Raw genomic sequence first — 26,174 nt, 5'->3', positions numbered from 1 at the left:
AAAAGCAAAAGAGTTTTAAAGAAAAGTCTATCAAACAACATACCACCCTCCCGGTACAAAAGACCGGAAGGGTGGTATGCATAACAAGGAATAAATTGTTCTTTCAGTTAGTCGGTCAGCACAAAACGAGTGGTTTTAACCTCCTGACTGTTACCACCGATCATCAGATCAAACTCACCCGGCTCACAAACGAACTGCAAGTCGTAATTGTAAAACTTCAATAGCTCGGGAGTTATTTTGAAAGAGACCTTGCGCGACTCTCCTGCTTTCAGAAAGACCTTTTCAAAGCCTTTCAGCTCTTTGACAGGGCGGGTAATACTGGCTACCAGGTCACGAATATAGAGTTGTACCACTTCGGCTCCATCTCTGTTGCCTGTATTGGTCAGCGTAACCGTAGCCGTTAGTTCGCCATTGACAGCCATGCTGGAGCGATCTAAGGAAATATCACTGTATGTGAAAGAGGTGTAGCTCAGTCCGTAACCAAAAGGATAAAGCGGTTCGTTACTCACATCAAGATAGTTGGTACGAAACTTCTCAAACCATCCTTTGTTCAACGGGCGACCTGTATTTTTATGTGCATAGAACAAGGGCACCTGGCCTACATTCTGCGGGAAGGTAGTTGTTAGTTTACCACTCGGATTTACATCCCCAAAGAGTACATCGCCAATGGCCAAAGCAGCTTCACTACCCCCAAACCATACATTCAGGATGGCAGGAACGTTTTCCTTCTCCCAGGTCAATACAAGCGGACGGCCGGTAAAGAGTACCAATACAACAGGCTTTCCGGTTTTCAGAAGCTCTTCGAGTAGTGTACGTTGCACATCGGGCATAGTCAGATCGGTACGACAGCTACTCTCTCCACTCATCTCCGACGATTCGCCAAGGGCTGCTACGATCACATCAGCATCGGCTGATATACGCAATGCCTCTTCGAGCATCTCTTTATCCGTGCGGTTATCGCGGTGGAGCGAACGACCAAACATCGTAGCACGCTCCTCGTAAGCAGCATCGCTCATGAGGTTACTTCCTTTCGCATATACCACATTGGCCTTGCCCTTGGTTACTTCCTTCAACCCTTCAACAAGTGAAGGAGCATTATCAAGTACTGCGGCCACACTCCAGGTACCGGGCATATTCGAGCGCGTATTGCCCAACGGACCTATCACTGCAATCGTTCCTTTTTTCTGTAGCGGCAATGTTTGATTGTCGTTTTTCATCAACACAAAGCTCTCAGAAGCGGTTTTACGCGCTATGGCACGGTGCTCGGGAGTAAAGATATCTTTAGCAGGACGCTTCACATCGCAATACTTATATGGGTTTTCAAAAAGACCCAGTTTGTATTTTGCTTCAAGCATGCGTCGACAAGCTTTATCGATAGAGGCAACGGAAACTTTACCCTCTTCGACCGATTTCTTTAAGGTGCTTACAAACGCATCGCTCACCATATCCATATCAATACCTGCATTCAATGCTAAAGCTGCAACAGCTTGTAAATCGCCCATACCATGATCGACCATCTCGGAAATACCGGTATAATCGGTTACGACAAAGCCATCAAAGCCCCATTGAGTGCGTAGCACATCGGTCATCAACCACTTATTGCCGGTAGCAGGCACACCATCGACCTCATTAAAAGCTGCCATGGCACTACCGGCTCCGGCCTCAACGGCAGCCTGATAGGGTAACATATATTCATTAAACATACGATTGCGGCTCATATCGACCGTATTGTAATCACGTCCGGCTTCGGGAGCACCATATAAAGCGAAGTGTTTCACACAAGCCATGATTTCATCTTTCCCGCTCATGTTTTTTCCTTGATAACCCTTCACCATAGCACGGGCAATTGCAGCTCCTAAAAAAGGATCTTCGCCACTACCCTCCGAGATACGTCCCCAACGGGCATCACGCGAAACATCTACCATCGGGCTGAACGTCCAGCTAATACCATCGGCCGAAGCTTCGATGGCGGCAATACGAGCCGACTGCTCAATGGCTTTCATATCCCATGTACACGATAATCCTAATGGAATAGGGAACACCGTTTCATATCCGTGAATAACATCCATTCCAAAAAGCAATGGAATACCCAAACGGCTATTCTCCACTGCTTGCTTTTGCACATCGCGGATTTTCGCAACACCCTTCAGGTTAAAGAGTCCGCCTACTTCGCCTTGGCTAATGCGTTTGGCTACATCGCTACTTTTCGCTTGTCCGGTGGTGATATCTCCGGTAACGGGCAAATTCAATTGGCCTATTTTCTCCTCCAGCGTCATCTTCTTCATCAAAGCATCGATAAAGCGATCCATATCCTGCGGAGTTTTTTGTGCATGAGCACTGATAACAACAACGACCAACAAGACAGCCATCGTTTTTAACTTACGTACTAAATGTTTCATGGTTTGTATATTTATAAGTGTATATCCGTTTCTCTCCGCAAATAAACACAAAAGCTTCGAAAAGCCTATCATTTACCTATACAGCAAGAATACCACACAGATAAGAACATAAAAAAAGAAGTACTACATTAGTACTTCTTATACATATAAACCACTTTGATTAAACTACTTAAAGGATATCATAAAATCGGTCAAACTGCTCTCTTGCGAAAGGTTTAGTTTCTTGCGTAGCCGATAACGTGCAGCATCTACACCGCGAATGGAGATGTTCATCAATTTCGCTATTTCTTTGGTTGGTAGATTCAACCGTAAAAGCGCACAGAGTCGCAAGTCTCCCGGTGTCAGCTCCGGGAACTGTTCTTTCAGATTCCGGAAGAAGTTTTCATGTATGCGGTCGAAGTTCGTTTGAAACATAGCCCAGCTCTCTTCATTCGAAACCAGATTCTGATTCAGCATAGCCAGTAGCTTATCAAGGTTCTTGCGGCTGTATTGTCCCTGCAACTTCTGCTGCTGTATCTCCTCCTTCAAACTGGCCAAAAACTCCTGATGTGCTATATTAGTCATCACCACTCCGGAAACCTCTTTGCTTTTAAAGCGTAGCTCTACTTCCAGTTGTTCTTTTTCCAATTCGATGATCTTTTTCTCTTGTCGGTCTATTTCGGCCTGATGATTGGCACGTTGCCGTTCGATCACCTTATCCTTTTTTCTTTTTGTATAGGCATAAACCAGGTAAAGGAGAATAAACAAAGATACCAATAGCACCACTACATAAGAAATAATAGCCACATAAGACAAATACCACGGCCGTAACACAGAGAACGGAAGTTCGACCGATGACAATACGCCATGCTCATTATAGACCTCGGCCTTGAAGCGGTAGTCCCCAAAGGAAAGTCCGGCATATTCCTTCTTCATCGTTGGCAGCCCCTCGATCCACTTATTACTTAACCCCTCCAACCTGTAACGAACGGCATAAGTGTTTCCATTGTAAACCGGATACGTCAGAGCAATGGTAATATCATTATAATTTGCCTCTATCCGGTTATTGGGTATAATGGGGTAGTTCTTCACCTCACCACTCAGCGGATCTGCCGCATAAAGCTGAGAAACCCATAATGAAGTTGTCGCCGGGCTCCGGTAACGTTCGGTTGTATCGTTCTTTATCCGGGCAAGCGAATTATTCAGGCAAAGGTAAGAACAGTTACGCCGCTTGTCATATACCATTCGGGCACGCCCTTCGATGGGCAGATTATTGAATGTGGCAAAGGAAAGGCGGGTTCGAATCTCAAAATTCGTTAGCGTGCAGTGCACCAGATAAGCCTCACGGTCGCTAAGAAACCAATACTGGTCATCGCTCATATAGTTCACCGTATGTATACCTCTCAATGGGCCGAGCTGATCATTCATCAACTCATAAGGAATAATCGAATCAGCTATGTCGTCATACGTATAGAATTTCTCTCCATCCGAAAATACAATGCGCCCATTTATTTTAAACAGATAGCACGGGGTATCGCTTCGATGATTCAACGATGTGTATTTTTGCAGATCGATCACCTCCTTTAGCTGTGGGTCCAAACGGACTTTGTATAAACCCTTGCGCATATGTTCCACCCAAATATTCCCCCGATGATCCATCTCTATGTTTTTAGCCATGTGGCTAAAGTTATCGATCGAGTTGGAGAAAAACCACCCAACTCCGGGTTTGTTCTTATATACGTTCAAATAAGTGTAGGTTCCCTGCAGAAGCAGTGAGTGATTTTCTATCTGCAACTCTTTCAAACACATGGCTCCTTTAATATCAGACATCAACTGAGATTGCATGCCCGAAATCTGAAACGTTCCGCGGTTATGCCCACAAATCACCTGATCGCCCCATTGACCAACTGTCCAAGCCTGCTCTTCAAGTCCCGGAAGAATACTTAATTGTCCGTCTTCCAATCGGTAAAGTCCTTGATTGGAGGCAATATAAGCATCGTCTTTGCGCACAAGAACATCGTAAACCATTCCCATCTTACGATGCACGGGTTCAAAATAGTAAACCAAGGAGTTACTGCGAATATAAGCCACACCATAGTCCAGTGCTACCCATACGTTATTATTCAAATCGCAATATAACCCAAGCACCGTGTTGTTCTCCAATTGATTGTCGGCATTGACTTTCCAAAGTAATTCTCCTTTCCGATTGAAAGCATATACCCCATTGGAAAGCGTTCCAATGACGTAGCAAGAGTCTTTGGTCATCATGCCCCGATTGATCGAATGGTGTTTCAATTCGCTGTCATAAAGAGTTTGCCACGGAGTCACTTTAGAGCCGTCGTAAATAAATCCGCCATGATTGCGTGTGAGCAACAACATACCACCGGGATAAGGCACTAAGGCAGTCACCTCGCCACCTCCCAGTTGTTCTCTGGAAAGGAAGGGACGAAACCCCTTGCCGGTAAACGCCAAAAGGCCACCATTGATTTGCTGGGAATACAATTGGTTACCCATCTGAAAGAGATTCAGAGGCAACTCTTTGGAGCGATAGCCTGTGGTTGTTTCTCCGTTATAGATAAAGAAAGAGCCGAACGACTGAAAGATTATTTTTCCATCACTCTCTACAATCGTCCATATCTCATCGTTATGAAAATCGAAGTTTTTCACTTGTTGCTTCAGCGCATGAAAAACCAACCGATTCTCTTTGTTGCGTTCAAAATAGCCGAACTCCTCAAAAGAACCGACATAAATCCGTCCGTCGGGCGACGCATACACCGCACGAACCACAGCACCTGCTTGTATAGGGTACAAAGTCCAACGGCTACCATCATATTCTAGCAATCCGGTATTGTTACCGAAATACATCACTCCTCGTTCATCTTGAGTGATGGCCCAATTTTGGCTTCCTGCATGATAATCCATAGCAGAGAAGTTCTTTACAATGGGAGAAAAAGGAATTGGGTTCCCATTGCAAGGAAGATACGAGAACAGAACAAATAGATATAATACTACAAGTTTTCTCATCTATTACTAAGCCTTGGCCGGTGCACTCAGCATCTCTTTGTATTTGGGCGATTCATGAAGAATTTTAATCGCTTCTTTCAAATCATTATCGTCTTTTAATTGCTGAATAATGGCACCCCGTTGATAATAATAACGTTTAATAATCTCGGTTGCTATCATGTTTTTAATATCTTTCGAGAAATAGTCAAGATCTCGATCCAGGTTATGCGTCAGTTTCTTCTCCAAGGCTTTAAACTCGTCGGATGCTTCAGGCATATACCCTTCAAATTCGGCAGCTTCTTTCAAGGCTTTCAATACCTTCTCGCTCTGCTGGTCGTATTTGAAATCGGCTTTCTTCACCATGGCTTTAAATGCAGCATAGTCGGCATCGGTTACTGTAAATTTATCAGGTGCAACAATAGTCGGATGCTTTAAACAGTAATCCGTTGCGTAATCGAATATGAGATTGTCGCGTACCAGATAAAATAGAATGTTCGGCAGTTTTTCCTGCTTCACTGTAATATCGGGAGCTACACCTCCTCCATCACGTACCTCACGACCGATAGCCGTATGAAACACGGTTGTTAAACTATCGGGGATACGACCTACACTGCCATCTTCATTTTGGTTTTTATAATCAATGGCTTGTACACAGCGTCCGCTGGGTATGTAATATTTTGAAGTCGTTATTTTCAAGGTCCCCCCATAGGGCAACGGACGAGTTGTTTGCACCAATCCTTTTCCAAAAGTCCGGTTACCGACTATCACTGCGCGATCCAGGTCTTGAAGTGATCCGGCCAAGATCTCGGAAGAAGAGGCCGTACCGCTATTTACCAGTACAGTGATGGGGATTTCCAGATCAAGCGGCTCCCGCAATGTTTTATAAGTACTGCTGGCTTGCTTTATCTTACCCTTGGTCGTAACGATGGTCTTGCCTCTGGGCACGAACATATTCACAATTTCGACTGCTTCTTCCAACAACCCACCGCCATTGTTACGCAGGTCGATAACCAATGAAGTAATGCCCTGCTTTTTCAAATCGAGGAAAGCTTTCTTAAACTCTTTCGACGGATTGCCCGAAAAGCTGTTCAGGTTGATATAACCGACCCCTTTATCTACCATACCATAATAGGGTACAGTAGCCATTTGAATCGATTTGCGCACAATGGTAAATTCAAGCGGTTTCTTTTCGCCGGGACGTTCAACTTTGAGCTTAAAGCTTGTGCCAAGAGCCCCTTTCAACAGAGAACTTACATCTTCGTTTCCTTTAAGATCTTTGCCATCTATTTCGAGTAAGGTATCACCTGCCTTCAAGCCTACTTCGGCAGCAGGCATCCCTTCGAATGGTTCGGCTATTACCGTATATTTGGTCTTGGGGTTGTAGCGGATCAATGAACCAATACCTCCATAGGTACCTTTCACCATCTGTTCTAGTTCATCCTGGTCATCTTCGGGGTAATATACCGTATAGGGATCGAGCGAATAAAGCATATTATCAATCCCTTCGCGTACCGTTTTATTCGGATTGATCGTATCCACATAAAACAGATCCAACTCCTTGACTATCGCATTGAATACATCGAGGTTTTTGGCTAACTGAAAATTACGGTCATCGCTGTTTTTAAAACTAAAAAAAGCAATAACAGTCAATAAAGCACTTAGGATAACAACATTCCGTTTATTCAGAAACTTCTTCATACTATCTTTCATTATATTGAGACGTAAAAGTAATTTAAACTCCCCTTATTCAGCTAGAATCTCACTTATATTTAACTTAATTTCATCCCAACGTTCGGCAGGCATGGTGGTTCCAATCACTTGAATAACATTTCCCGAGAGAATAGAACCTATTTTAGCACATTTCTCCAGTGAGTATCCACATGTCAAGCCATAGAGAAAACCCGCTGCAAAATAATCGCCTGCTCCTGTTGTATCCAATACTTTCTCCACAGGAATCGCTTTCACTTCAATTTTTTCGGTTCCTTTGCGAATATACGAGCCTTTCGATCCTACCTTCACAATGGCAACACTACACTGTTTACCAATAATATCCAGGGCCACTTGTGGCTCTTCGCCCGTAAAAGCTTTTGCTTCTTCTTCATTAGCAAACACAATATCTACATACTTGTTTACCAGTATAGAGAAAAACTCAAGGTCATCGGCCACCGTATTATAGCTCGCCATATCCAAGCATATTTGCAAACCGGCCTCTTTGGCTAGTGTTATAGCCCGAAGAATCAGCTCGTGATCCTGAACCAAATAACCTTCGATGAAGAGATACGTATAATCTTTAAACATATCCGGCAGTAAGTCTTCGGCTTTAAGTGTAGCAGCGGCTCCAAGGAAAGTTCCAAAAGTACGTTCGCCATCCTTAGAGATGAAAGTAGAAGCTACACCCGAAGGTAAATCGGAGAGTAATAAATTGTCTTCGATCCCGTTTTTTTGCAAGTTCTCATGAAAAAAGCGTCCATAACTATCTTTTCCCACTTTTCCGATAAAACCGGTTCCAGCCCCTAAACAAGAGAGTCCAAGGATGGTATTTCCAGCCGATCCACCCGTTGCCAGATGCGTTTCCATCTGGTCAAAATGTTCGTTAATCTGCTGTAGTTTAGCACTATCAATGAGTTGCATGCTCCCTTTAGGCAACCCCATTTCGTGTAGGATCGTATCGTCTTTCAACGTAGCAAGTACGTCTACAAGGGCGTTGCCCAATCCAATTATTTTATCCATTAATGATATTTTTTTTGCAAAGATATTGCATATTTCAAAATATCCTATTACTTTTGCATCGCAATTGAGAAAAACATTCTTCCTTAGCTCAGTCGGTTAGAGCATCTGACTGTTAATCAGAGGGTCCTTGGTTCAAGTCCAAGAGGAAGAGCGAAAGCGTAAAAAATCTCAATTGCAATATTCTTCCTTAGCTCAGTTGGTTAGAGCATCTGACTGTTAATCAGAGGGTCCTTGGTTCAAGTCCAAGAGGAAGAGCAATAAGGTTTGTCTTACCGACAAACCTTATTTTATTGTACTAATCGGCCAAAGCAAGTGTCAATACACTGATGCGTATGTCCATCACCTGCGCAAATGCAGAACCGCATGCAGCAGTCGTGGCTCCGGTAGTTAACACATCATCAATAATCAAGATGTGCTTCCCTTCAAAACGCTCCGGATATCGGAGTATAAATATCTGATCTACATTTAAAGATCGTTCATAAACAGATTTTCGAGTCTGCGTATCGGTATTTATAATTCGCAGCACAGCTTCTGTATCTATCGGTATACCGGTAACAACCGAAATACCCAATGCAAGATACTCACTCTGATTATATCCGCGCGAGTGCTGTTTCTTCTCGTGTAGCGGTACGGGCACCATCACATCCACTCCGTCGAAAAAACCCGAGGGATACAATTCGGCAGCCATATACCTCCCCATAACCTCTCCTACACTTTTCCCACCCCAATACTTTAAATGGTATAAAATCTGCCTAAAGTCACTTCCTTTGCGATAGTAGAAATAAGAGGTAGCCCGTTCTATAGGTATTTTACCCCAAAACATGCGTTCGACCACGTTGTCTTTGTATTGATGCAAGTTGGTTCGGGGAAGCTCTATGTTACAACGCACACACAGACATTCCTCACCTTTCACCATTGCATTGCCACAAACGATGCAACAGCGCGGAAAGAAAAGAGAAAGCAAGGAATTAAACCAACCGTTATTCATTCTTCAGAGGCACCTCGGCTACAAGCCGTTGCAAAATAGGATGCAGATAGCCATTGGTGGCAATAATGTGATGCCCTTCCAAGAAGTGTTCACTCCCATCAAAATCCGTCACCCGACCGCCGGCCTCCTGAACAATCAATGCCCCGGCCGCATAATCCCACTTACCAATAAAGGCTTCCAACCAACCATCAAACCGACCAGCAGCAACATAGCAAAGTGCAGATGCCGCCGAACCATTCATTCGGATACCTCCCACCTGCCCATACAACTCATGAATCAGATGTTCGGCCATTCTTTTGTATTGCACATGATTGTATGGCAACTCGGTTATCAGAAAGGCATCTTTCAGTTCGCTCACCGACGAAACACGGATCTCTTCGCCATTCAGGAAAGCCTTTCCCCCTTTCCATGCGTAGAAACATTCGTCCCGACAAATCTCGTAAACAACTCCTAGCAACAGCTCATCGTGGTTGCGTAAAGCAATGCTGACACAATAAGGCGCTTCATCGTGAATGTAGTTAGTCGTTCCGTCAAGCGGATCGATGACCCAGCAATAAGGCTCATTATTGTAACCGGCCGATCCCTCTTCGGCAATAAACCCGGCTTCGGGTAGTAAAGCCGAGAGGGCTCTCACCAAGCGTCGTTCCGACTCCTTATCGACATATGAAACATAGTCGTGAGCTTGTTTCTCAATGACCTGTTCGCGACGAAAGCTCTTTCGTTCTTCTTTCAGGAAATACCCTGCTTCGGTAGCGATCTCACATACCCGGGCGGTGAGTTGTTTTAAATCGATCATGGCTTCATTTTAAGTATTTTGCAAGCGAAGATACTTAAAAAACAGAAGAGCCGCTACCAATTATAATGAATATTTAATCATCAAGAAGCGAAATATCATACTGCAGCCTTAAAGAACAACTTCTACTCTTGTTCCATCTACCGCAACAGCATAAACCTTATACGTCTCTTTCCACGTAAACGGCAAGGTAAAGAAATCATTATCGGAAGGAGTCGTTTCACCACTAGAAGCAAATTTCAGCTGTCTGGTTTCGGTGTCGACCACCTCATATACAACCACATTTTTCCACCCATTTATCATTAGCTTATCACCGCTACGAGAGGCTGTTCCACGAGCAATGGCAGGTTTCTGCTTGTACAGTTCCCATGTATTATCGGAGATATACTCCAGGGCTACATCCGGTTTAGGAAGCCCCAATGCATTTACCCGCTGCTTCATTTCATCGATCCGTGCTTGAGTAACAGTCATTCTCCCTATCCCGTAGTCATCTATTTCGATATCAACCGGTGTTAGGAAACCCCATTTCTCAAAGAAATCCAATAAATTATAACCCGACAATTTGCTGCAAATATAAACAAACTCTGTCTGCTGCGCTGCAGGAGTTTTCAAATCATCATGGATTCTGATATATTCATATACATCCGGATAGAATCCCCCCTTATCTGCCTGCACCAATGGTGTTCGCCCTAAGACCTTACCCAAATAGAGTTCAAGCTGCCAGAATGGAACCAATTTGCAGAAAACATCATCAGAGAGGCTGTGCGCACGCTTATCAGCAATGATACTGCTCCAAGCCTTCGAATAACGGTTCCTATAGTTCACCCCCATATCTTCAACCTGTATGCGCGAATCTTGCTTCAGAATAGTCGTTTGAATATATTCAGACATAATATTATTAGTGACTTCGGTTGTACCTAACCACTTTAATCCGGGTCTTGTTTGATTACAATGCCCTATCTCGTGTGCAGGCCCCCAGCAAGCATTCGTCTGAAGATTGCCAACATCAGCAATGGCGTTCATTGTCGACTTATGATATGCCGTATGGTAAGATGTTGCGTACATATAAGAATGGTACATCACATTGAGATACATACGATTCTTGAACATTTTATCATATTTTTCCAAACCGAGTAATTGTTGCTGGCTATAGGCAATCTTATCATAGGTTGCAATGAGTTTATCCCCGTTCGATCCGGCGTATGACTTCAGATCAGTGGTTTCGAATGTGAGATGTGCATATTTACCCAATACATCAAAATAGCGGTCGGTAGCTTTATTGATTAACTCCACCCAACGTCCTTGATGCTTCTCCGAATCAAAGTATCCGCTTACAGTTCCGGAGGCAAAATGAATTTTAATAGGAGCTGCACTTACATCGTCGAGCGTACTTGTATGGTACATAACATAGACCAGCCCCTTTTCTCTCATGATCAATTTATTAACACCTTGATTCAATGGATAGGTAATACCCCCAAAGCCATCACCTCCGGGAACATCCAGATTTTGCACCTTCAAAGCAATGTTCTTCCCATGTGTATCACCCACCAAAACGACTAAAGCTTCATTTGCTTTCACCGAAATACCGGTCGGATTGTCGAGCAAGCTATACGCATTTGTTTTATGGGTTTTCGACTGAATATCCGGATGGGGATATGCTCTAAACTGATCTATTCGAAATTCTCTGGCATACTTTCCCTTCAGCATATAGTAGGCTATATTTTTAAAGAAAGGATATTGGCATTCATTGATATTCTCTTCTGTCACGCCTTGCTTGAGTTCGCTACAAGTGGCATCGGTAAACAATGTCTTATAATCGAAACTATCCGGATTCTTCGCATAAAACTCCATTTCGGCACAAGAGGCAAAGCCCTGTCCGTCACCTGCACCACTCTTTACAATAAAACGAAATGATTTAGCATGAATCGTCTGATCAAACATAACTCTGCTTGCTACAGATGCTCCCTGCAAATCTTTATCCATGACTTTAGTAAATGTAACACCATCAATAGAAGACTGTATCTCGACTTCTTTGAATAATCCGTTATTTCCTGAGCTGCGGGGATAATAGATTAGATAATCCACATCTGTTGATACTTCAAAATTATAAGTCAATTGAATGGGAAAGTAATTGGTACCACTATTATTCCAATTCGAATGATAAATTGTGGTATAATCTCCATCAAAAGATTTGTCAATATCAGACCCAGCCTGGAATGAGCTAGCTGCACCACTAATCACTTTGATCTTATTATCTCCTTTAATGTCTTCGCCGGTTCCCCCTTCATATTGATTCAATCCTTTTTGGGTAACCGGCACCAACACTTCAAGAGGTTTATTGCTGCTTGAGCCTGGCAATTCAGGCAATACCTCTGTTATTTTAATATACTCCTGTCTTTGATTATCCAGCGTTGTCGGTTTTACCGAATATGTATGTGCAGTAGTAATCATTTCCGGAGCACGAGTAGCCGGAGCAGTAGTGATCCATTCAGGAAGCTTCACATCCACCTTTACGTTAGTGGTAATAGAGAGCTGAATATCTCCTCCGATAGCCTCTGCGCTGAATAATTGCTTATCGACCAAAATAGCAGGTTCATAGCCCAGTTGGCGAACTTTAACAGCCTTTGTCTGATTAGCAGCCGTTATGGTTATCGTAGCTTCTCGAACAAGTCGCTCGTCGCTTTCATCGACCGAGATCTTCAATGTTTGTCCATTCGCAAAGGGACGACACCAAGCTTTATCTGACTTAAACACCCAATCATCCGCATTGGTGGTAACCGCGATTTCTTGTTCCCCGGCCGTGTTGTTAAAATCGACAACCTCTTTACTGACTGTCAGATTAGAGACTAATAATTTTTCATCCTCCGAACATGCCACCAATAAATACATAGGCAGCAATGTAATCAAAATTAATAATAGGTACTTTTTCATTAAGTTTTTAGATTTAAAAGGCGGAAACACAAAACCAGTCGACACATTCAGTATTGCATTTCCGCCGTCAAATATAGTAATTATAAGTTATTTAAGGTGATTTTAGGCCTACTTATTACCTGTTTCTGCCTCAGGATCAACAATTTTCACTGCATAAAACTTAAATTCGGACATTGTCCAGAACACAGATCCAGAATTTGTTTTATTTACAGAGAAGCGAATATATTTAAAAGGTTTCTCCACTGATAGATCGCCTGATGTGTACGTTCCAGTAGCAGTAACCGGCAAGCCATCAGCCTCTTTCGTAAAGTTCTTCAGCAGAAACCAAGTCGTTCCATCGCTACTTCCCATCAAGTCAAAATCAGTTGGCTTATTATTCGCATTATTACGTGGAGCATAGAAAAAACGATAGAATTCCGTTATCTCTTGCGGGAGATTTACCTGCATCCAATGAGGAGCCGCAGGAGGATTGTTCCAGGTAGTATGGAAATAAGTGCTTGTATTTCCATCAAGTAAGTTTGCAATTGAACCTTCAGAGGCCTCTTGTGCATTCGTACTCAAATCAGAGGCTTTCAATGTCAATTGAGAAGCCACAGTGGTAACAGGTGCTTTGCCGGAAGTCCCTGTCAAGTTTTCAACCTTCCCTGCGGTATCTGTAGAGCTAAACGGTTGAATCGCCATTTTATACTCTCCATATTTATGTCTGGTATTAGGTAATAAGATCGTGTCGCAACTCGATAAACGAGAGACATCTTTCTTTAGCAAATGATCGTAATAAGAGACCCTAACATACATAACCGTATTGTCCGAAGGTTTATCCCATTGGACAAAGATTCCACCCGGACGCTCTTCCGTCCTTACATTTGAAAGATTAGAGGGAATAATTCCAGTCTCATCTTTAGCACAACCCGCCATAATGAGCAAACAGGTCGCCATAGCAAAATATAATAAACTTCTTTTCATATCATTCTACTAATAACCAGGATTTTGAACTAATTTTTCATTCTTATTCACATCAGAGAGCGGAATAGGCAGCAAATACTGTGTAGGACTTTCGAATTTACGCTCAAACACCACTTCAGTCGGTTTAACGAATTCATCAATCGTTTTGGCTGTAATATCCATACCTTTAGCCTTTACATTGAAGTATTTTTCTGCAATTTTCCATCGCCGCAAATCCCAAAAGTTTTGATTCTCAAGATAAAACTCCACTTGTCGTTCCTGACGAACAATCTGGCGCAAAAGGTCTTGCGTTAGTTGTTTTCCAGCGATTTCCCCCCATGATTTCTCAACAGTAGGTATACCGGCGCGTTGGCGTATCTTATTCAAGTTATCAGCTGCTTCTCCCAACTCATTCGTTTCCACACAAGTCTCTGCATATCCTAAATAAAGTTCAGCCATACGAATAATAGGCCATGGATAATCCAATGGGCCTTGAAGTGATTTAGATACAGCAAAGCCAGGGTTCACCCCTTTTTTATTCAAGAATCCTGTCGGAGAATAGTTATTTCCTCGAAGGCTTCCTCCTGTACCACGAGCACAGTTACCTCCCCAAACAAAATCACAAACTAATTTACCATAACCGTTTCCCGAATATTGTTTATAGCTCTGATCTGCCGCATAAGCACCATTAGAAGCAGCGCTAAGCACTTCAAAGAATCCTCCTTGAAAAGCGATCCACGCATAATAGCGAGGTTCTCTATCTAAATTAAACTTGAACGTTTTTACCCCCACAGCAGCTTGCTTGGCATGTGCAGCATCTACGGTAGTTACATTAAACATCTCGGCTGTATTATATTCAGGGTCTTGATCAATGGGTAACCCGTTTTTTGTATAGAATCGCTTCAACATGGTTAACGTAGGTGCTACCCCATTCCAAGCCGACCCCGATGAATAAGGCAATGACTTATTTTGCACTCCATAAGAACCCTCTCCCCGGCTATCAGCCCAAATGACTTCATTGTTGCCGGCATCCATAATAACATACCGTAAACAATGTTGTACAGGATCTTTAGGCTCTGCATTACCATCATCCTTATCTGATTTTGTGTAGAGACCAAAACCGTTGGCCTCGGCCAACTGAATCGCTTCTTTATAGGCATTTTTAGCTAACACCCATTTTTGCGGATCATAGGTCAACGGCATTAAAGCGTTCCCTTCTTTGTCTTTCAAATCGGCATAAAACTCAGCATTCCCATTAAACAAGGGCGATGCAGCATAAAGCAGCATTTTAGCTTTTAATGATTTGGCGGCAACACTTGTTGCCAAGCCATAATAGCGTACGGGGCGCGTAGCAGGCAAACCACTGGCAGCCTCATCAAAAGTATTACAAACATAGCTTACACACTCATCGAGTGGGGTTCTTCCCAAATAGTCACTTGGTTTCGTTAAAATATCCGGTTCTTCCTTGATCAAAATAACCGAACCATAGCATCGAACCAATAGATAATGATAATAAGCTATGAGAAACTTAGCTTGCGAAATATAGTCATTCTTCGTTTCTTCTGATAAACCGGGAACACGATGTACATTCGCTAACATAATGTAGCATTGACGTAACCCTTGGAAAAAGGTATCCCAATATGAGATAACCGGAGAAGAGGCCGTATAGTTTCCTTTTGGAAAAGAGGCAAAGGTTTCATGCTCAAAAGCAGTTACAACCTCATCACCTGTCATAAAATCCAATGACCCGGTACCACTTCGCGCTTGCGGCAAATAGGCATAACACGAATACATATAACGTTCGGCTGCATTCACATCTTCGAAAGCATCTTCTGCTTTCTCCTTTTCATCGGGCACAATATCCAAAAAGTCACAAGACGTGAATCCGATAATAATTAATGCCCATACTAAAAATTTATTTATTGTTTTCATTCTATTCTTCATTTTATCTAAACGACATTTGGAAACCGATATTAAATACACGCTGTGTGGGGTACTTCAAACCTGCCCCACCACCCATTTCCGGGTCCCAAAGTTTAAAGGGGGCAAAGGTTAATAAGTTAACACCGCTAACATAGACTCTCATCTTCTTGTAAGAATAGCCTAACTCTACGTTTTTCAGCTTCAAGAAAGCTCCATTGCGCAACCAAAAATCAGAAGATTTATTGTTGTTATTATTTTCATACTTCGTCAGACGGGGGTAAGTCGAGTTTCTATCCTGATTAGTCGGGTCCCAACGATTATCTGCCACAAACTGTAGAACGTTGCGATTATATTGAGCTCCGAAAGGATGAAAACCTTCCATCATCAACGATGTATTGGCCACACCTTGGAAAAAGAAAGAGAAATCCCATTTCTTATAAGTCATCGAGGGGCCAAAACCATATACGATTTCGGGAACGGTAGGATGTCCCATAGCGATCTTATCGTCATTGGTAATCTTACCATCATATTTACCATCTTTATCCGGTTGGTCCACATACTTTATATCTCCCGGAGCAATTGCAATATTGCCCAGCATAGAAGAAGGACTCCGATCGATATCGGCTTGATCAATATACAAACCGTCGCTAACAAAACCAAAAATAGTATTAACCGGATGTCCCACTTTAGAGTTCGCAGGACGCACACCGGGTGCCTGATCATATTCTAGCACTTTATTACGAGCAAAGGTGAATGTTCCCTTAAATTGAATGAAGAAATCTTTTGAAATACGCTTACCATAATCGGCAGAAACATCCACACCCCAATTCTTTACTTTGGCTAAATTACCGAAGATTTTCGTCTTCGCTGCACCTAAATAGTTTGGAATCGACATTTTTTGTTGAAAGATATCGCTTCTTATCTCTTCAAACACATCAATAGAAAGGTCTAGTGCATTGAACAACTGGATATCTGCACCTACGTTCAATTTATGGCCTACCTCCCATGTTATATCATTATTCTGAAAACGGTTATAAATAGGGCCTTTCAGATCTAGTTTATTATTACCATATCCCGTAGTAAACCCCGGGCTGTCCTTATCTCCTTGCAATAATACATCTGCCATATAGATAAAGCGCTCACTACCGATTTGGTCGTTACCCACCAAACCATACGAGCCACGGAACTTAAGTCTCGAAACGATATTACTCATTGGCTGCCAGAATTTCTCCTCACTTACGTTCCAACCCAACGCTACCGAAGGGAAAAAACCAAAACGTTTGCCAGGTGCAAAGTTCTCCGAACCATTATAGCCGGCATTGAATTCTAACATATAACGATGTGCATAATCGTAAGAAGCACGGAAAGCATATCCTATTTTGCGTTTAGGCAAAGAATTGATTAAGCCGTCACCTGCGTTTAACGAATAATCATCCATATTCAAGAGTGCCATACCACTTAGATAATGATCGCCAAACGAGCGGTTATAATCGACATACGCCTGAAAATACATTCTTCGGTCGCCATTAACCATTCTTTTGGTCGATAATACGGGTTTTGATGGGGTACCCAATGGCTCTACCACATATTCATACTCACCAGCCGCATTTTGCGAAAAGCTTGCAATAGAGTAGCGGTTCACATCCTGTGTACGGTTGGTTGTTGTTTTACTGTAATTTTTAAAAGAGAACATGGTTTTAAAACGAAGTCCTTTCGTGATAAAGTCCAGTTTCTGGTCAAAATCGATATTAGCGATCACAGTGCTGGCAAAGCTATCAGAGTACCCTCGTGTAGCTTGTGCTAGCGGGTTGGTTGCTCCCTGTTCATTACCACCAGCATACGCCCCCCACTTCACCCACTTTTCGCCGGTATTTGGAAAAAAAACGGGAAAATCTACCGGATTCGAATCCATGATAGAGCCGTAAATTTTCTCCATCTGCTTAGAAGGATCTGTCTCATCAGCACCAATAGCAGGAGAAGTCATATCGACCAGTTGAGCATTTAAATGGAGCGAGATCGTAGATGATTTTGTCATGTGAAAATCAATATTATTCTGGAAGGCATACTTCATCAGGCTAATATTATTGTTGTATGAATAATAGTCTTTACTCCGATTTTTGAGCATACCGGTTTCATGATTGGCTGTAATATTCATAAAGTAAGTGATCTTCTTCGTACCTCCACGGATATTGAAGTTCGCTTTTTGATTATAAGCTGCATCATTGAAAATTTCATCATACCAATTTACATTGGGGAAAATATAAGGATTGAGCATGTTACGAGTTCCTTGAATCTGCTGATTTGTGAATAACACATCTCCAGTTCCTTGATTAGAAACGGCTTCATTATACAACTCCATATAAGTAGCTCCATCAACAAATTTGGGTGTTTGAGTCGGAGTAGTCATATTGGCTTCAACACGAAATCCAATGATCGGTTTATCCAGGTTTTCACCGGATTTTGTTGTTACAATCATTACACCATTGGCTCCGCGGGTACCATACATGGCTGTAGCCGTAGCATCCTTTAGTATCGAAAATCCCTCAATAATTTCAGGATCAATTGCGTTTAAGTCGCCGGAACTAACTTCGACGCCATCAAGAATAATCAATGGAGAGGTAATACCACTAATGGTCGAGATACCACGAATAAAGAAATCAGCTCCGTTTTGTCCGGGCAATCCGGTACGTTGATAAGCAACGACACCCGCCATACGTCCTGCAAACGAAGTAGATAGGTTAGCCGAGGGAACCTTCAAATCTGCCGGTCTCATTGTTTGGATAGAGCCCACAACACTCTCTTTTTTCTGTCCCGTACCAAAAGCTGTGACTACAACCTCATCGAGTTGCTGAGCATCTTCAGCCAAAGAGATTGAAATCACTTTTTGATTTCCGACTTTCAAGGTCTTAGTAATGTATCCAACAAACGATACCTGCAACTCATCTTTAGGAGAAGCCGAAATTGTAAATTTACCGTCCAAATCAGTGATGACCCCCACATTCGCACCAAGTAGCTTTACTGTAGCTCCAATGATGCTTTCGCCGGTTTTATCATCAACCACCACACCCATTATTTGGTTCTTCTTCTGTTGTTGAGCATTCTGCTGCACATTAACTTTCAGAATCACTTCCTCACCTCTTATGAGATAGCTCACCCCGGTACCCTCAAAAACTTTCTCAAGTACTTCATTTATTGTTCCCTGGCAATCGATATTTTTGGGATACATGTGTTTTAGGTCGGCTGCGTTGTAAAAAAAGGTGTAATCACTGTTTTTCTCAATAAGCTCAATGGCCTGCTTCATAGAAATTGATTGTCCTTTAACCGAAACTATTTTTTGGGCAGCAATAACGCCCATCGGATAAAGTAACATTAACAGAACGATATATTTCATATACCGTAACCTGTAAGGATTTTGAGGTCTTCTCATGTTTTCAATTTGATTTTTAAATTAGACTTTAGATTGACAAAAAATATTTAATTATATATAGTAACTTTCCCTTTCTCTTCTCCTCTCTTAAGGTTTAATGCAAAGCAGATCTTACTAATGACATCATCCAATGGCTCATCGTAGCGAATACTACCGGTAAATGCACTCTCTGCATTGGGAGAGGTACGTAGCGAAATATCCGTTTTGTACATATCGTTAATTGTTTCGATAAAGCGCTTCAGGCTTATATTGGTAAAGTAATAGCGACCATCTTTCCACGAAATATTACTTAAATCAATTAATTGAACGCCGGAGCCATCGGAGTTATAAACCACCTCCTGCATGGGTTTTAAAAGAATTTTATGATCAGTCGACTCCACATTAAATTCAATACTTCCGCTAAACAATGTAATTTTATTATCGTTATCCCCATTTTGCTTAACCTTAAATCCGCAGTCATATTATTTTCAGAGAATCCAAACACTTGAGGATGAATAACATCCTCAAGGTTTGGTTATGTCACAAGATTCACCTAAATTAGTGCTACCAAACAAACCATAAAGGTACTTGTGCATATGACAACAAAAATAGCCATAAAATCAGATAATATCACTCCTTTTGGGGGTATATTTTACGCAATGGATGAATTTTCTCGTTTAGGACTGAATTCCGTGATCGATAAATCTTTAGGATTACGTTCTTCCTACGCCGGTTACCAATATAGCGAAATTATTTCGAGCCTATTTTGGATCTACTATTGCGGCGGTGACCACATCGAAGATATCGGCAAACACCTTGGCAAACATCTTGAATTACGCCCGGATACTGAAATCCCCAGTCCGGATACTTTATTGAGAGGCATAAAAGAACTCGCAGAATTGGATATCCACTATACTTCCCAAAAAGGAGCAAGCTATGCTTTCAATAAGGCGGAACAGCTTAATAGTTTGATGCTCGATATGCTCCTTCAAACAGAACAACTCAAGCCAAACACGCTTTATAACTTGGACTTCGACCACCAGTTTATTCCCACAGAAAAGTATGACACTCAGTATTCTTACAAGAAAAAACGTGGTTATTTCCCCGGCACGGCAACTATTGGTGGTAACATTGTTGGTGTGGAAAATCGGGCCGCAAACGCAAATGTCCGTTTTCGTCAAGCGGATACGCTCCAACGGACTTTTCGTCGTTTGGCCGATAGGGGAATATTCATAGACCGTTGCCGGATGGACTGTGGTTCTTATTCGGAAGAGATTATCCGTATGACACATGGCTACTGCAACAAGTTCTACATACGAGCCGGCAAATGTCAGTCTCTGTATGAAGAAATGACGAAAATCACAGATTGGAAAAAAGAAGAAATCAACTTCGAGAATTATGAAGTGACCTCCATACCTTTTACTTCCTTTTTGCAAGAAGAAAACTACCGACTTGTTATTCAAAGGCAAAAGCGTAAGGACAACCAATTGGACCTATTTGATGGTGAATACACCTATCGGTGCATCTTAACCAATGACCATGAAAGTTCTGAAAAAGACATTGTACTCTTCTACAATGCTCGTGGAGCCTGTGAAAGAACATTCGACATGATGAATAACGATTTCGGGTGGAGTCATCTTCCCTGTTCATTCCTCAAAGAGAATACAGTATTCCTGCTACTTACAGCCATGGCTAAAAACTTTTATGCTTACCTTATTGAGAAGGTTGCAGCCGTGTTTGAAGATATTGAACCGGTAAGCCGAGTCAAACGATTTATCTTTCGATTCATTACAGTTCCTGCGAAATGGGTAAAGACAGGCAGACAATGGGTACTCAATATTTATTCCGACAAACCATACAAGTTGCTTTGGAGTCCGTAAAAACAACTTTTCGTGGGATTACTTATGCCTTCAGCTAACTGGGGAAAGGGGAAGCTATGCCCTATAACCTGAAATCAAGGAGAAAAGCAGGGGGAAAAGCTACGAGTAGGAACTATTAGGTGAATTAAATCGCTATTTGAATCAGTTATAAATTAGCTGCGGATGAGGCTTAACAAGAAAACAGGTTCCTTTTACATCAATAAAAGCATTTTCAACATATACTCTAAATCTACTATTAGCATGTTTCCTAACTTCGAACAAAGAGTTTCCGGTTAACCATACTTTTCTATCTTGCATAAATTTTTCTTGAAATCGAATAGAACTACCGGCATGCATCCAAACTTTTGAACTATCTGGTAAACAATACATTTTATTTTCATTTGCTACAATCTCAATATATTGATCTGATTTTTCAACTGTATTATTTTCTAACATCCATACACCTCCTACTAGTATCAGCAAGGCAACACAGGCTGCTACCCACCAAAGTTCTGAAGGAACTAATAAAATCGCTCGTTATTCTATCCATATTTTGCAATCATACCACGTTATTCTAGTTTGATAAATAACATGCAGATAATCAATAAATTAAATCTGTATTTTAAAAGAATATAGGTCGTTGAAAGAAACTTTAAAAAGGCTATAATCTATTTTTTTTATAAAAAAATAGATTGTGATGTGGTGATAGATCATTCTATTGTGTATTTAGTTGTAAGAAGGCATTCTAAAAGTAAATCAAGAAAGTAAAATGAAAAAAGATAATAAAAATAACAGCCTAATTAAAGATTTATTCTCAGATAAGTTAAGCTCGGAAGGATATAAAAGACTGTCCAAGAATAGTTTAATAGAAAACCAAATGAAAAAACATTGGAATAGCTATAAGAATGATCCTGTCTTACCTGATGTAGGCAAAAATATTTGGTGCAAAATTGAACGCAAATGTAGCCCAAGCCCCAAAAGAATAGTTCCTTCAGAACTTACTCCAATTTAAAAAAAGCAGGTTTATTGAAAACGAAGGCGGACAGAGCAGAAATAAAAACCTTGAATTTGATTTATCTCGTTCTTTTATTGTATTTTTGCTTATTCATTTTGAAAGCTAAAGTCTTTACTGAACAACAAAGAAGCAGGTAACCTAAAATCATAAAAACGTTTCGACTACACTAATTGACACCAAGGCAAACCATATGATAGAGCAGGAAATAATAAAGAGTCTAAAAGGGGGTGATAAAAGGGCTTTTCAAATATTATATGATCACTACTGGCAGCAGGTATATAACTTCACCAAGTTATATATCACCACTAGAATAGATACCGAAGAGATCGTACAAGAAGTATTCGTGAAGATATGGGAATCACGAAGTACATTAGACGAGACCAAAAGCTTCGACGGTTTTTTGTTTATTATCACTCGTAACCTTATATTCAACCATTCTCGTCGGCACCTGAAAGAGGTAGCTATGAAAGTAACTGTACTTCAGGCTATTGAAGAATCTTATGATATAGAAGAAGACCTTGGAGCAGCCGACTTAAAAAAATACATTGACAAACTGGTCCTTTTACTTCCTCCACGTCAGCAAGAAGTTTTCCGTATGAGCAGAGAGCTACATATGAGCAATAGAGAAATAGCAGAGCGTCTCTCTATTACCGAAAAAGCAATAGAAAGAAATATTAATTTGGCATTGAAGTTCTTAAAAAAGAACCTCCACCTATTTATACTATTTATGGCTTAAGGTGTACTTTTTCTAAAGCAAGCAACAAAGATAAAAATGAAAGTTAAAAGACTGATTATCAGTGATTAAAAAAGTACGTACTTTTACATACAAAGAGTACGTACTTTATGCACCAATTATATACTAGTCATTGGCAGATTAAGTACGTACTCTTGAAATATAAGAATTATATAATTCCTCGAAGCTTATCTTCAAACGCCGAAAGAGCGGCTTTTGCACCTTCTCCCATCGCAATAATGATCTGTTTATACGGAACAGTAGATACATCTCCTGCGGCATAAACACCCGGAACGGATGTGCGGCAGTGAGCATCAATGATTACTTCGCCCAGCCGGTTGACCTCGACCACCTCGTTGAAAGGGCTACTGTTGGCAGTCAAACCGATCTGTACAAAAACACCATCCAACTCCACCACACGCTCTTCTTCCGTCTTACGGTTTTTGATGCGAAGAGCGGTCAGTTTATCCCCATTGCCCAATACTTCGATCGTTTGAGAACTCACAAAAACCTCTACATTCGAAAGTGAGCGAAGCTTTTCCTGCAATACCTTATCGGCTTTGAGTTCGTCCATAAACTCGAATACAGTAACCTTAGAGCAAATACCCGCCAAATCAATAGCAGCTTCAACTCCCGAGTTTCCGCCACCGACTACAGCCACGTGCTTACCTTTATAGAAAGGACCATCACAGTGCGGACAGAAGGCAACACCACGACCGATGTAATCGGTCTCGCCGGGTACGTTCAGTTTACGCCAACTTGCGCCGGTAGCAATAACCAGCGCAGGGGCAGATAGGGTTTCGCCCACAGAGGTAATCAGTTTCTTATCGCCGCCATCCAGACTCACCCGATCGATCTTACGGTGTTCCAGCAAATCAATCGGATAGCAGGACAGATGGGTTCTCAGGTTATCGGCCAGTTGAGCTCCCGTCGTTTCGGGAACAGAAATCAGGTTTTCAATTCCGACCGTCTCTTTTACCTGACCACCGATACGTTCGGCAACGATGGCTACACGTAAGCCTTTGCGAGCCGAATAGATAGCGGCGGCAGCTCCGGCAGGACCTCCACCGGCTACCAACACATCGTACTGTTTGGTTTCTGTTTCGACCTCAGTCTCATTGACCCCGTAAACAGCTTCAAGCTTGGCAAGCAACTCACCAAACTCTCCACGTCCTACATGGAGCAATGCCCCATCGGCAAAGACAGCCGGTACAGCCTGTATTTTCTTAGTCTGAACTTCGTTCTGATAAAGAGCCCCGTCGACCATTTCATGGGTAATCTCCGCATGGAGGGTAGTCATCGCATTAAGTGCCTGAACTACATCGGGACAATTGGTACAAGTCAATGAGACGTACGTAGTGAGATGTATCGGTCCTTTAAGCGATTTAACACGATTACAGATACTCGCGTCGGGAAAGTTTTTGCCTTTGCCATCCAGATTCAAGATAGCAAGCAGAAGTGAGGTAAATTCGTGCCCATTGGGAATGCCTCGAAAGGAGATACCGGTTCTTGCTCCGTTTTTAAACAGGGCAAACGCCAACGCCTCTCCCTCTTCTACCCGGCAACTGATACGGTCGGAACAAGAAGCGACATCTTCGAGCATATCAACCAACTCGTCGCGACTGGGGTGTTGCGACGATACGTTGATATGCAGAAGATAGGTCGATTCTAACCCGGCAAAGAGACCTTTTAACTGTTCTTTGAGTACAGGTTCTAACATCATTTATCAGATTTTACCTACTAAGTCGATGCTTGGTTTCAATGTAGCCTGTCCTTGCTTCCACTTGGCAGGGCACACTTCACCGGCATGGCTGGCTACAAATTGGGCTGCCTCAACCTTACGAACCAGCTCGTCGGCATCACGGCCAATGCTGTTGTCGTTCATCTCGGCCAGTTTAATTTTACCTTCTGGGTTTACCAGGAAAGTTCCGCGGTAAGACATGCCATCCTCTTCGATATAAACACCGAAAGCACGACTCAACACACCGGTAGGATCGGCCAACATGGGGTAATTGATTTTACGGATGCTTTCTGAAGCATCGTGCCATGCCTTGTGAACGAAGTGAGAATCGCAGCTAACCGAATAGACTTCGACACCCATCTCTTGAAGTTTGGGATACTTCTCGGCTACATCGACCAACTCCGTAGGACATACGAAGGTAAAGTCGGCGGGATAAAAGAAGAAAATAGCCCATTTACCTTTTACGTCGTCGCTGCTGATGGTTTTGAAACTACCATTATGAAATGCCTGCACACTGAAGTCAGGAAGTTGTGTATTAAGAATTGTTTCCATACGAATAATGAATTAAATGATTCAACTTTTTTTGTTTGCACTGCAAAGATAAGGCAGTGGGCTACCGAAAAACAAAAAACACCAATCGAATAAATCTATAGGGTAATAGACAAAACCCATCACCCTTTTTCGTACTTTTGCCTCCTTAAATAATAAATTTCATGAAGCACCCTCTGTCTCAATTCAACTACTGCCCACTCTGCGGATCTGCTCATTTCGAAGCCCATAACGAAAAGTCGAACCGATGCACCGAGTGCGGATTCATCTATTACTTCAACCCCTCATCCGCCACTGTGGCATTTATCTTAAACGAGCGCAACGAACTACTGGTTTGTCGTCGTGCCAAAGAGCCAGCCAAAGGGACACTCGACCTCCCGGGCGGATTTATCGATATGGGAGAAACAGCCGAAGAGGGCGTAGCTCGCGAAGTTCTTGAAGAAACCGGACTGATTGTCGAAGAGGCTGTCTACCAGTTCACTTTACCTAATATATACGTATATTCGGGATTCCCGGTACATACACTGGATATGTTTTTTCTTTGTAAAGTGGCAAATACCGATAGCTTCAAGGCAATGGACGACGTGGCCGAATCATTCTTTCTGCCACTGAACGAAATTTGCCTCGAAGCCTTTGGTCTGGACTCGGTTCGGGAAGGTGTAAAACGATTCCTCAAGCGGTAATCATTGTCCGCTTGAGGCAATCAAATCATCGATCAACTTTCTTACCTGCTGCTTGTTCAACACACCGAGTGTCAGCGTAGCTGCTTTTCCTACAGGACAAAGCAGCAGTGTGGGAATGGTATGAATACCAAAAGCGGCTTCCAACTCCGCCTCCTGATCAACATCGACCTTGTACAGATCGATCCTGTCTTTGTACTCCACCGCTAATTGGTCAAGAATGGGCGACAACGCTTTGCAATATACGCACCAAGGAGCATAAAAATCGACAATGCAAGGCTTACTCCCCTTGAAAGCCCACTCCTTGGGATACGATTGAAAATCGGCAACCTTTTCAATAAAACTCTCTTTATTCAATGCTATTACTTTCATACTTTCTATCTATTTTAAATTAAAACGCTTCGGTTCTTTAATTGGTTGCAAAATTAGCGAACTTTCGCCCATACGGAAAGGGCTTTTTTACACATTCAATAGACAATTCTTCCTTTACTAAGTGGTTCCGA

The 26,174-nt window shown here is 42.2% G+C and carries 19 protein-coding genes and 2 tRNA genes; 6 read left to right on the top strand and 15 right to left on the bottom strand.

The window, feature by feature from the left end; translation table 11 throughout:
* Positions 1-107: 107 nt before the first annotated feature.
* The 4 genes from bglX to TY03_RS01300 all read right to left on the bottom strand — a co-directional run bounded on the left by bglX (position 108) and on the right by TY03_RS01300 (position 8,111).
* Positions 108-2,399, bottom strand: a complete 2,292-nt coding sequence (gene bglX / locus TY03_RS01315) for a beta-glucosidase BglX (protein WP_042367267.1) — start codon at positions 2,397-2,399, stop codon at positions 108-110.
* Between the two features lie 165 nt (positions 2,400-2,564).
* On the bottom strand, positions 2,565-5,402 hold the full coding sequence (locus tag TY03_RS01310; RefSeq protein ID WP_042366623.1) for a hypothetical protein: 2,838 nt from the start codon (positions 5,400-5,402) through the stop codon (positions 2,565-2,567).
* A gap of 6 nt (positions 5,403-5,408) precedes the next feature.
* Complete coding sequence (locus TY03_RS01305; protein WP_042367265.1) at positions 5,409-7,079, bottom strand: S41 family peptidase; 1,671 nt, start codon at positions 7,077-7,079, stop codon at positions 5,409-5,411.
* A gap of 45 nt (positions 7,080-7,124) precedes the next feature.
* A complete protein-coding gene (locus TY03_RS01300) occupies positions 7,125-8,111 on the bottom strand; it encodes an adenosine kinase (protein ID WP_042366622.1) in 987 nt (328 codons plus the stop codon).
* A 77-nt stretch (positions 8,112-8,188) separates the two neighbouring features.
* On the opposite strand from TY03_RS01300, the gene TY03_RS01295 reads away from it, so the two are divergent.
* A tRNA-Asn gene (locus tag TY03_RS01295) sits at positions 8,189-8,262 on the top strand.
* Positions 8,263-8,292: 30 nt separating this feature from the next.
* Positions 8,293-8,366: transfer RNA gene (locus TY03_RS01290), tRNA-Asn, on the top strand.
* Between the two features lie 40 nt (positions 8,367-8,406).
* On the opposite strand, the gene TY03_RS01285 is transcribed toward TY03_RS01290, so the two are convergent.
* From TY03_RS01285 to TY03_RS01255, 7 genes are all read right to left on the bottom strand, one after another.
* The gene (locus tag TY03_RS01285) at positions 8,407-9,099 is read right to left on the bottom strand and encodes a ComF family protein (protein WP_042366621.1); all 693 of its coding nucleotides are present in this window, start codon (positions 9,097-9,099) and stop codon (positions 8,407-8,409) included.
* Positions 9,092-9,895 (bottom strand): inositol monophosphatase family protein, encoded by an 804-nt coding sequence (locus TY03_RS01280; protein ID WP_042366620.1) that lies wholly within the window; start codon positions 9,893-9,895, stop codon positions 9,092-9,094. Before TY03_RS01280 ends, TY03_RS01285 begins: the two co-directional genes overlap by 8 nt.
* A gap of 108 nt (positions 9,896-10,003) precedes the next feature.
* A complete protein-coding gene (locus TY03_RS01275; RefSeq protein ID WP_042366619.1) occupies positions 10,004-12,823 on the bottom strand; it encodes a M60 family metallopeptidase in 2,820 nt (939 codons plus the stop codon).
* A 108-nt stretch (positions 12,824-12,931) separates the two neighbouring features.
* The gene (locus tag TY03_RS01270) at positions 12,932-13,759 is read right to left on the bottom strand and encodes a discoidin domain-containing protein (protein ID WP_230201868.1); all 828 of its coding nucleotides are present in this window, start codon (positions 13,757-13,759) and stop codon (positions 12,932-12,934) included.
* A gap of 36 nt (positions 13,760-13,795) precedes the next feature.
* On the bottom strand, positions 13,796-15,697 hold the full coding sequence (locus tag TY03_RS01265) for a RagB/SusD family nutrient uptake outer membrane protein (RefSeq protein WP_042367263.1): 1,902 nt from the start codon (positions 15,695-15,697) through the stop codon (positions 13,796-13,798).
* Between the two features lie 13 nt (positions 15,698-15,710).
* Positions 15,711-19,115 (bottom strand): SusC/RagA family TonB-linked outer membrane protein, encoded by a 3,405-nt coding sequence (locus tag TY03_RS01260; RefSeq protein WP_042366617.1) that lies wholly within the window; start codon positions 19,113-19,115, stop codon positions 15,711-15,713.
* A gap of 47 nt (positions 19,116-19,162) precedes the next feature.
* Entirely contained in the window at positions 19,163-19,522 is a 360-nt protein-coding gene (locus TY03_RS01255; RefSeq protein WP_148335547.1) for a DUF4974 domain-containing protein, read from the bottom strand.
* Positions 19,523-19,690: 168 nt separating this feature from the next.
* On the opposite strand from TY03_RS01255, the gene TY03_RS01250 reads away from it, so the two are divergent.
* Positions 19,691-20,974, top strand: a complete 1,284-nt coding sequence (locus TY03_RS01250; protein ID WP_042366226.1) for an IS1380 family transposase — start codon at positions 19,691-19,693, stop codon at positions 20,972-20,974.
* Positions 20,975-21,115: 141 nt separating this feature from the next.
* Here TY03_RS01250 and TY03_RS01245 read toward each other — a convergent pair whose 3' ends face one another.
* The gene (locus TY03_RS01245) at positions 21,116-21,409 is read right to left on the bottom strand and encodes a FecR domain-containing protein (protein WP_052332358.1); all 294 of its coding nucleotides are present in this window, start codon (positions 21,407-21,409) and stop codon (positions 21,116-21,118) included.
* Positions 21,410-21,722: 313 nt separating this feature from the next.
* Here TY03_RS01245 and TY03_RS01240 point away from each other — a divergent pair, with 313 nt between their 5' ends.
* The gene (locus TY03_RS01240) at positions 21,723-21,965 is read left to right on the top strand and encodes a hypothetical protein (RefSeq protein ID WP_042366616.1); all 243 of its coding nucleotides are present in this window, start codon (positions 21,723-21,725) and stop codon (positions 21,963-21,965) included.
* Between the two features lie 193 nt (positions 21,966-22,158).
* Positions 22,159-22,704 carry an RNA polymerase sigma-70 factor gene (locus TY03_RS01235; RefSeq protein WP_042366615.1) on the top strand — a complete coding sequence of 182 codons (546 nt, stop codon included), beginning with the start codon at positions 22,159-22,161 and terminating at the stop codon, positions 22,702-22,704.
* A 166-nt stretch (positions 22,705-22,870) separates the two neighbouring features.
* Here TY03_RS01235 and ahpF read toward each other — a convergent pair whose 3' ends face one another.
* The gene (gene ahpF / locus TY03_RS01230; protein ID WP_042367257.1) at positions 22,871-24,421 is read right to left on the bottom strand and encodes an alkyl hydroperoxide reductase subunit F; all 1,551 of its coding nucleotides are present in this window, start codon (positions 24,419-24,421) and stop codon (positions 22,871-22,873) included.
* Between the two features lie 6 nt (positions 24,422-24,427).
* Positions 24,428-24,994, bottom strand: coding sequence for an alkyl hydroperoxide reductase subunit C (ahpC, locus tag TY03_RS01225; RefSeq protein WP_042366614.1), 567 nt, complete (start codon positions 24,992-24,994; stop codon positions 24,428-24,430).
* A 161-nt stretch (positions 24,995-25,155) separates the two neighbouring features.
* On the opposite strand from ahpC, the gene TY03_RS01220 reads away from it, so the two are divergent.
* Positions 25,156-25,674, top strand: coding sequence for an NUDIX hydrolase (locus TY03_RS01220; protein ID WP_042366613.1), 519 nt, complete (start codon positions 25,156-25,158; stop codon positions 25,672-25,674).
* On the opposite strand, the gene TY03_RS01215 is transcribed toward TY03_RS01220, so the two are convergent.
* Entirely contained in the window at positions 25,675-26,043 is a 369-nt protein-coding gene (locus TY03_RS01215) for a thioredoxin family protein (protein ID WP_042366612.1), read from the bottom strand. It lies immediately after the preceding gene.
* Between the last annotated feature and the right edge of the window lie 131 nt (positions 26,044-26,174).

It is taken from the genome of Bacteroides neonati (genome assembly GCF_000499785.1).
Classification (GTDB): Bacteria; Bacteroidota; Bacteroidia; order Bacteroidales; family Bacteroidaceae; genus Bacteroides; species Bacteroides neonati.
Note: the sequence above shows the minus strand (reverse complement) of the source record. Positions and strands in the feature narration are given on the sequence as shown.

Bases quoted from the DNA above. Each gene is read 5' to 3' on its own strand.
- bglX (WP_042367267.1), bottom strand. From the start codon at position 2,399: ATGAAACATTTAGTACGTAAGTTAAAAACGATGGCTGTCTTGTTGGTC.
- TY03_RS01310 (WP_042366623.1), bottom strand. From the start codon at position 5,402: ATGAGAAAACTTGTAGTATTATATCTATTTGTTCTGTTCTCGTATCTT.
- TY03_RS01305 (WP_042367265.1), bottom strand. From the start codon at position 7,079: ATGAAGAAGTTTCTGAATAAACGGAATGTTGTTATCCTAAGTGCTTTA.
- TY03_RS01300 (WP_042366622.1), bottom strand. From the start codon at position 8,111: ATGGATAAAATAATTGGATTGGGCAACGCCCTTGTAGACGTACTTGCT.
- TY03_RS01285 (WP_042366621.1), bottom strand. From the start codon at position 9,099: ATGAATAACGGTTGGTTTAATTCCTTGCTTTCTCTTTTCTTTCCGCGC.
- TY03_RS01280 (WP_042366620.1), bottom strand. From the start codon at position 9,895: ATGATCGATTTAAAACAACTCACCGCCCGGGTATGTGAGATCGCTACC.
- TY03_RS01275 (WP_042366619.1), bottom strand. From the start codon at position 12,823: ATGAAAAAGTACCTATTATTAATTTTGATTACATTGCTGCCTATGTAT.
- TY03_RS01270 (WP_230201868.1), bottom strand. From the start codon at position 13,759: ATGGCGACCTGTTTGCTCATTATGGCGGGTTGTGCTAAAGATGAGACT.
- TY03_RS01265 (WP_042367263.1), bottom strand. From the start codon at position 15,697: ATGAAAACAATAAATAAATTTTTAGTATGGGCATTAATTATTATCGGA.
- TY03_RS01260 (WP_042366617.1), bottom strand. From the start codon at position 19,115: ATGAGAAGACCTCAAAATCCTTACAGGTTACGGTATATGAAATATATC.
- TY03_RS01250 (WP_042366226.1), top strand. From the start codon at position 19,691: ATGACAACAAAAATAGCCATAAAATCAGATAATATCACTCCTTTTGGG.
- TY03_RS01245 (WP_052332358.1), bottom strand. From the start codon at position 21,409: ATGTTAGAAAATAATACAGTTGAAAAATCAGATCAATATATTGAGATT.
- TY03_RS01240 (WP_042366616.1), top strand. From the start codon at position 21,723: ATGAAAAAAGATAATAAAAATAACAGCCTAATTAAAGATTTATTCTCA.
- TY03_RS01235 (WP_042366615.1), top strand. From the start codon at position 22,159: ATGATAGAGCAGGAAATAATAAAGAGTCTAAAAGGGGGTGATAAAAGG.
- ahpF (WP_042367257.1), bottom strand. From the start codon at position 24,421: ATGTTAGAACCTGTACTCAAAGAACAGTTAAAAGGTCTCTTTGCCGGG.
- ahpC (WP_042366614.1), bottom strand. From the start codon at position 24,994: ATGGAAACAATTCTTAATACACAACTTCCTGACTTCAGTGTGCAGGCA.
- TY03_RS01220 (WP_042366613.1), top strand. From the start codon at position 25,156: ATGAAGCACCCTCTGTCTCAATTCAACTACTGCCCACTCTGCGGATCT.
- TY03_RS01215 (WP_042366612.1), bottom strand. From the start codon at position 26,043: ATGAAAGTAATAGCATTGAATAAAGAGAGTTTTATTGAAAAGGTTGCC.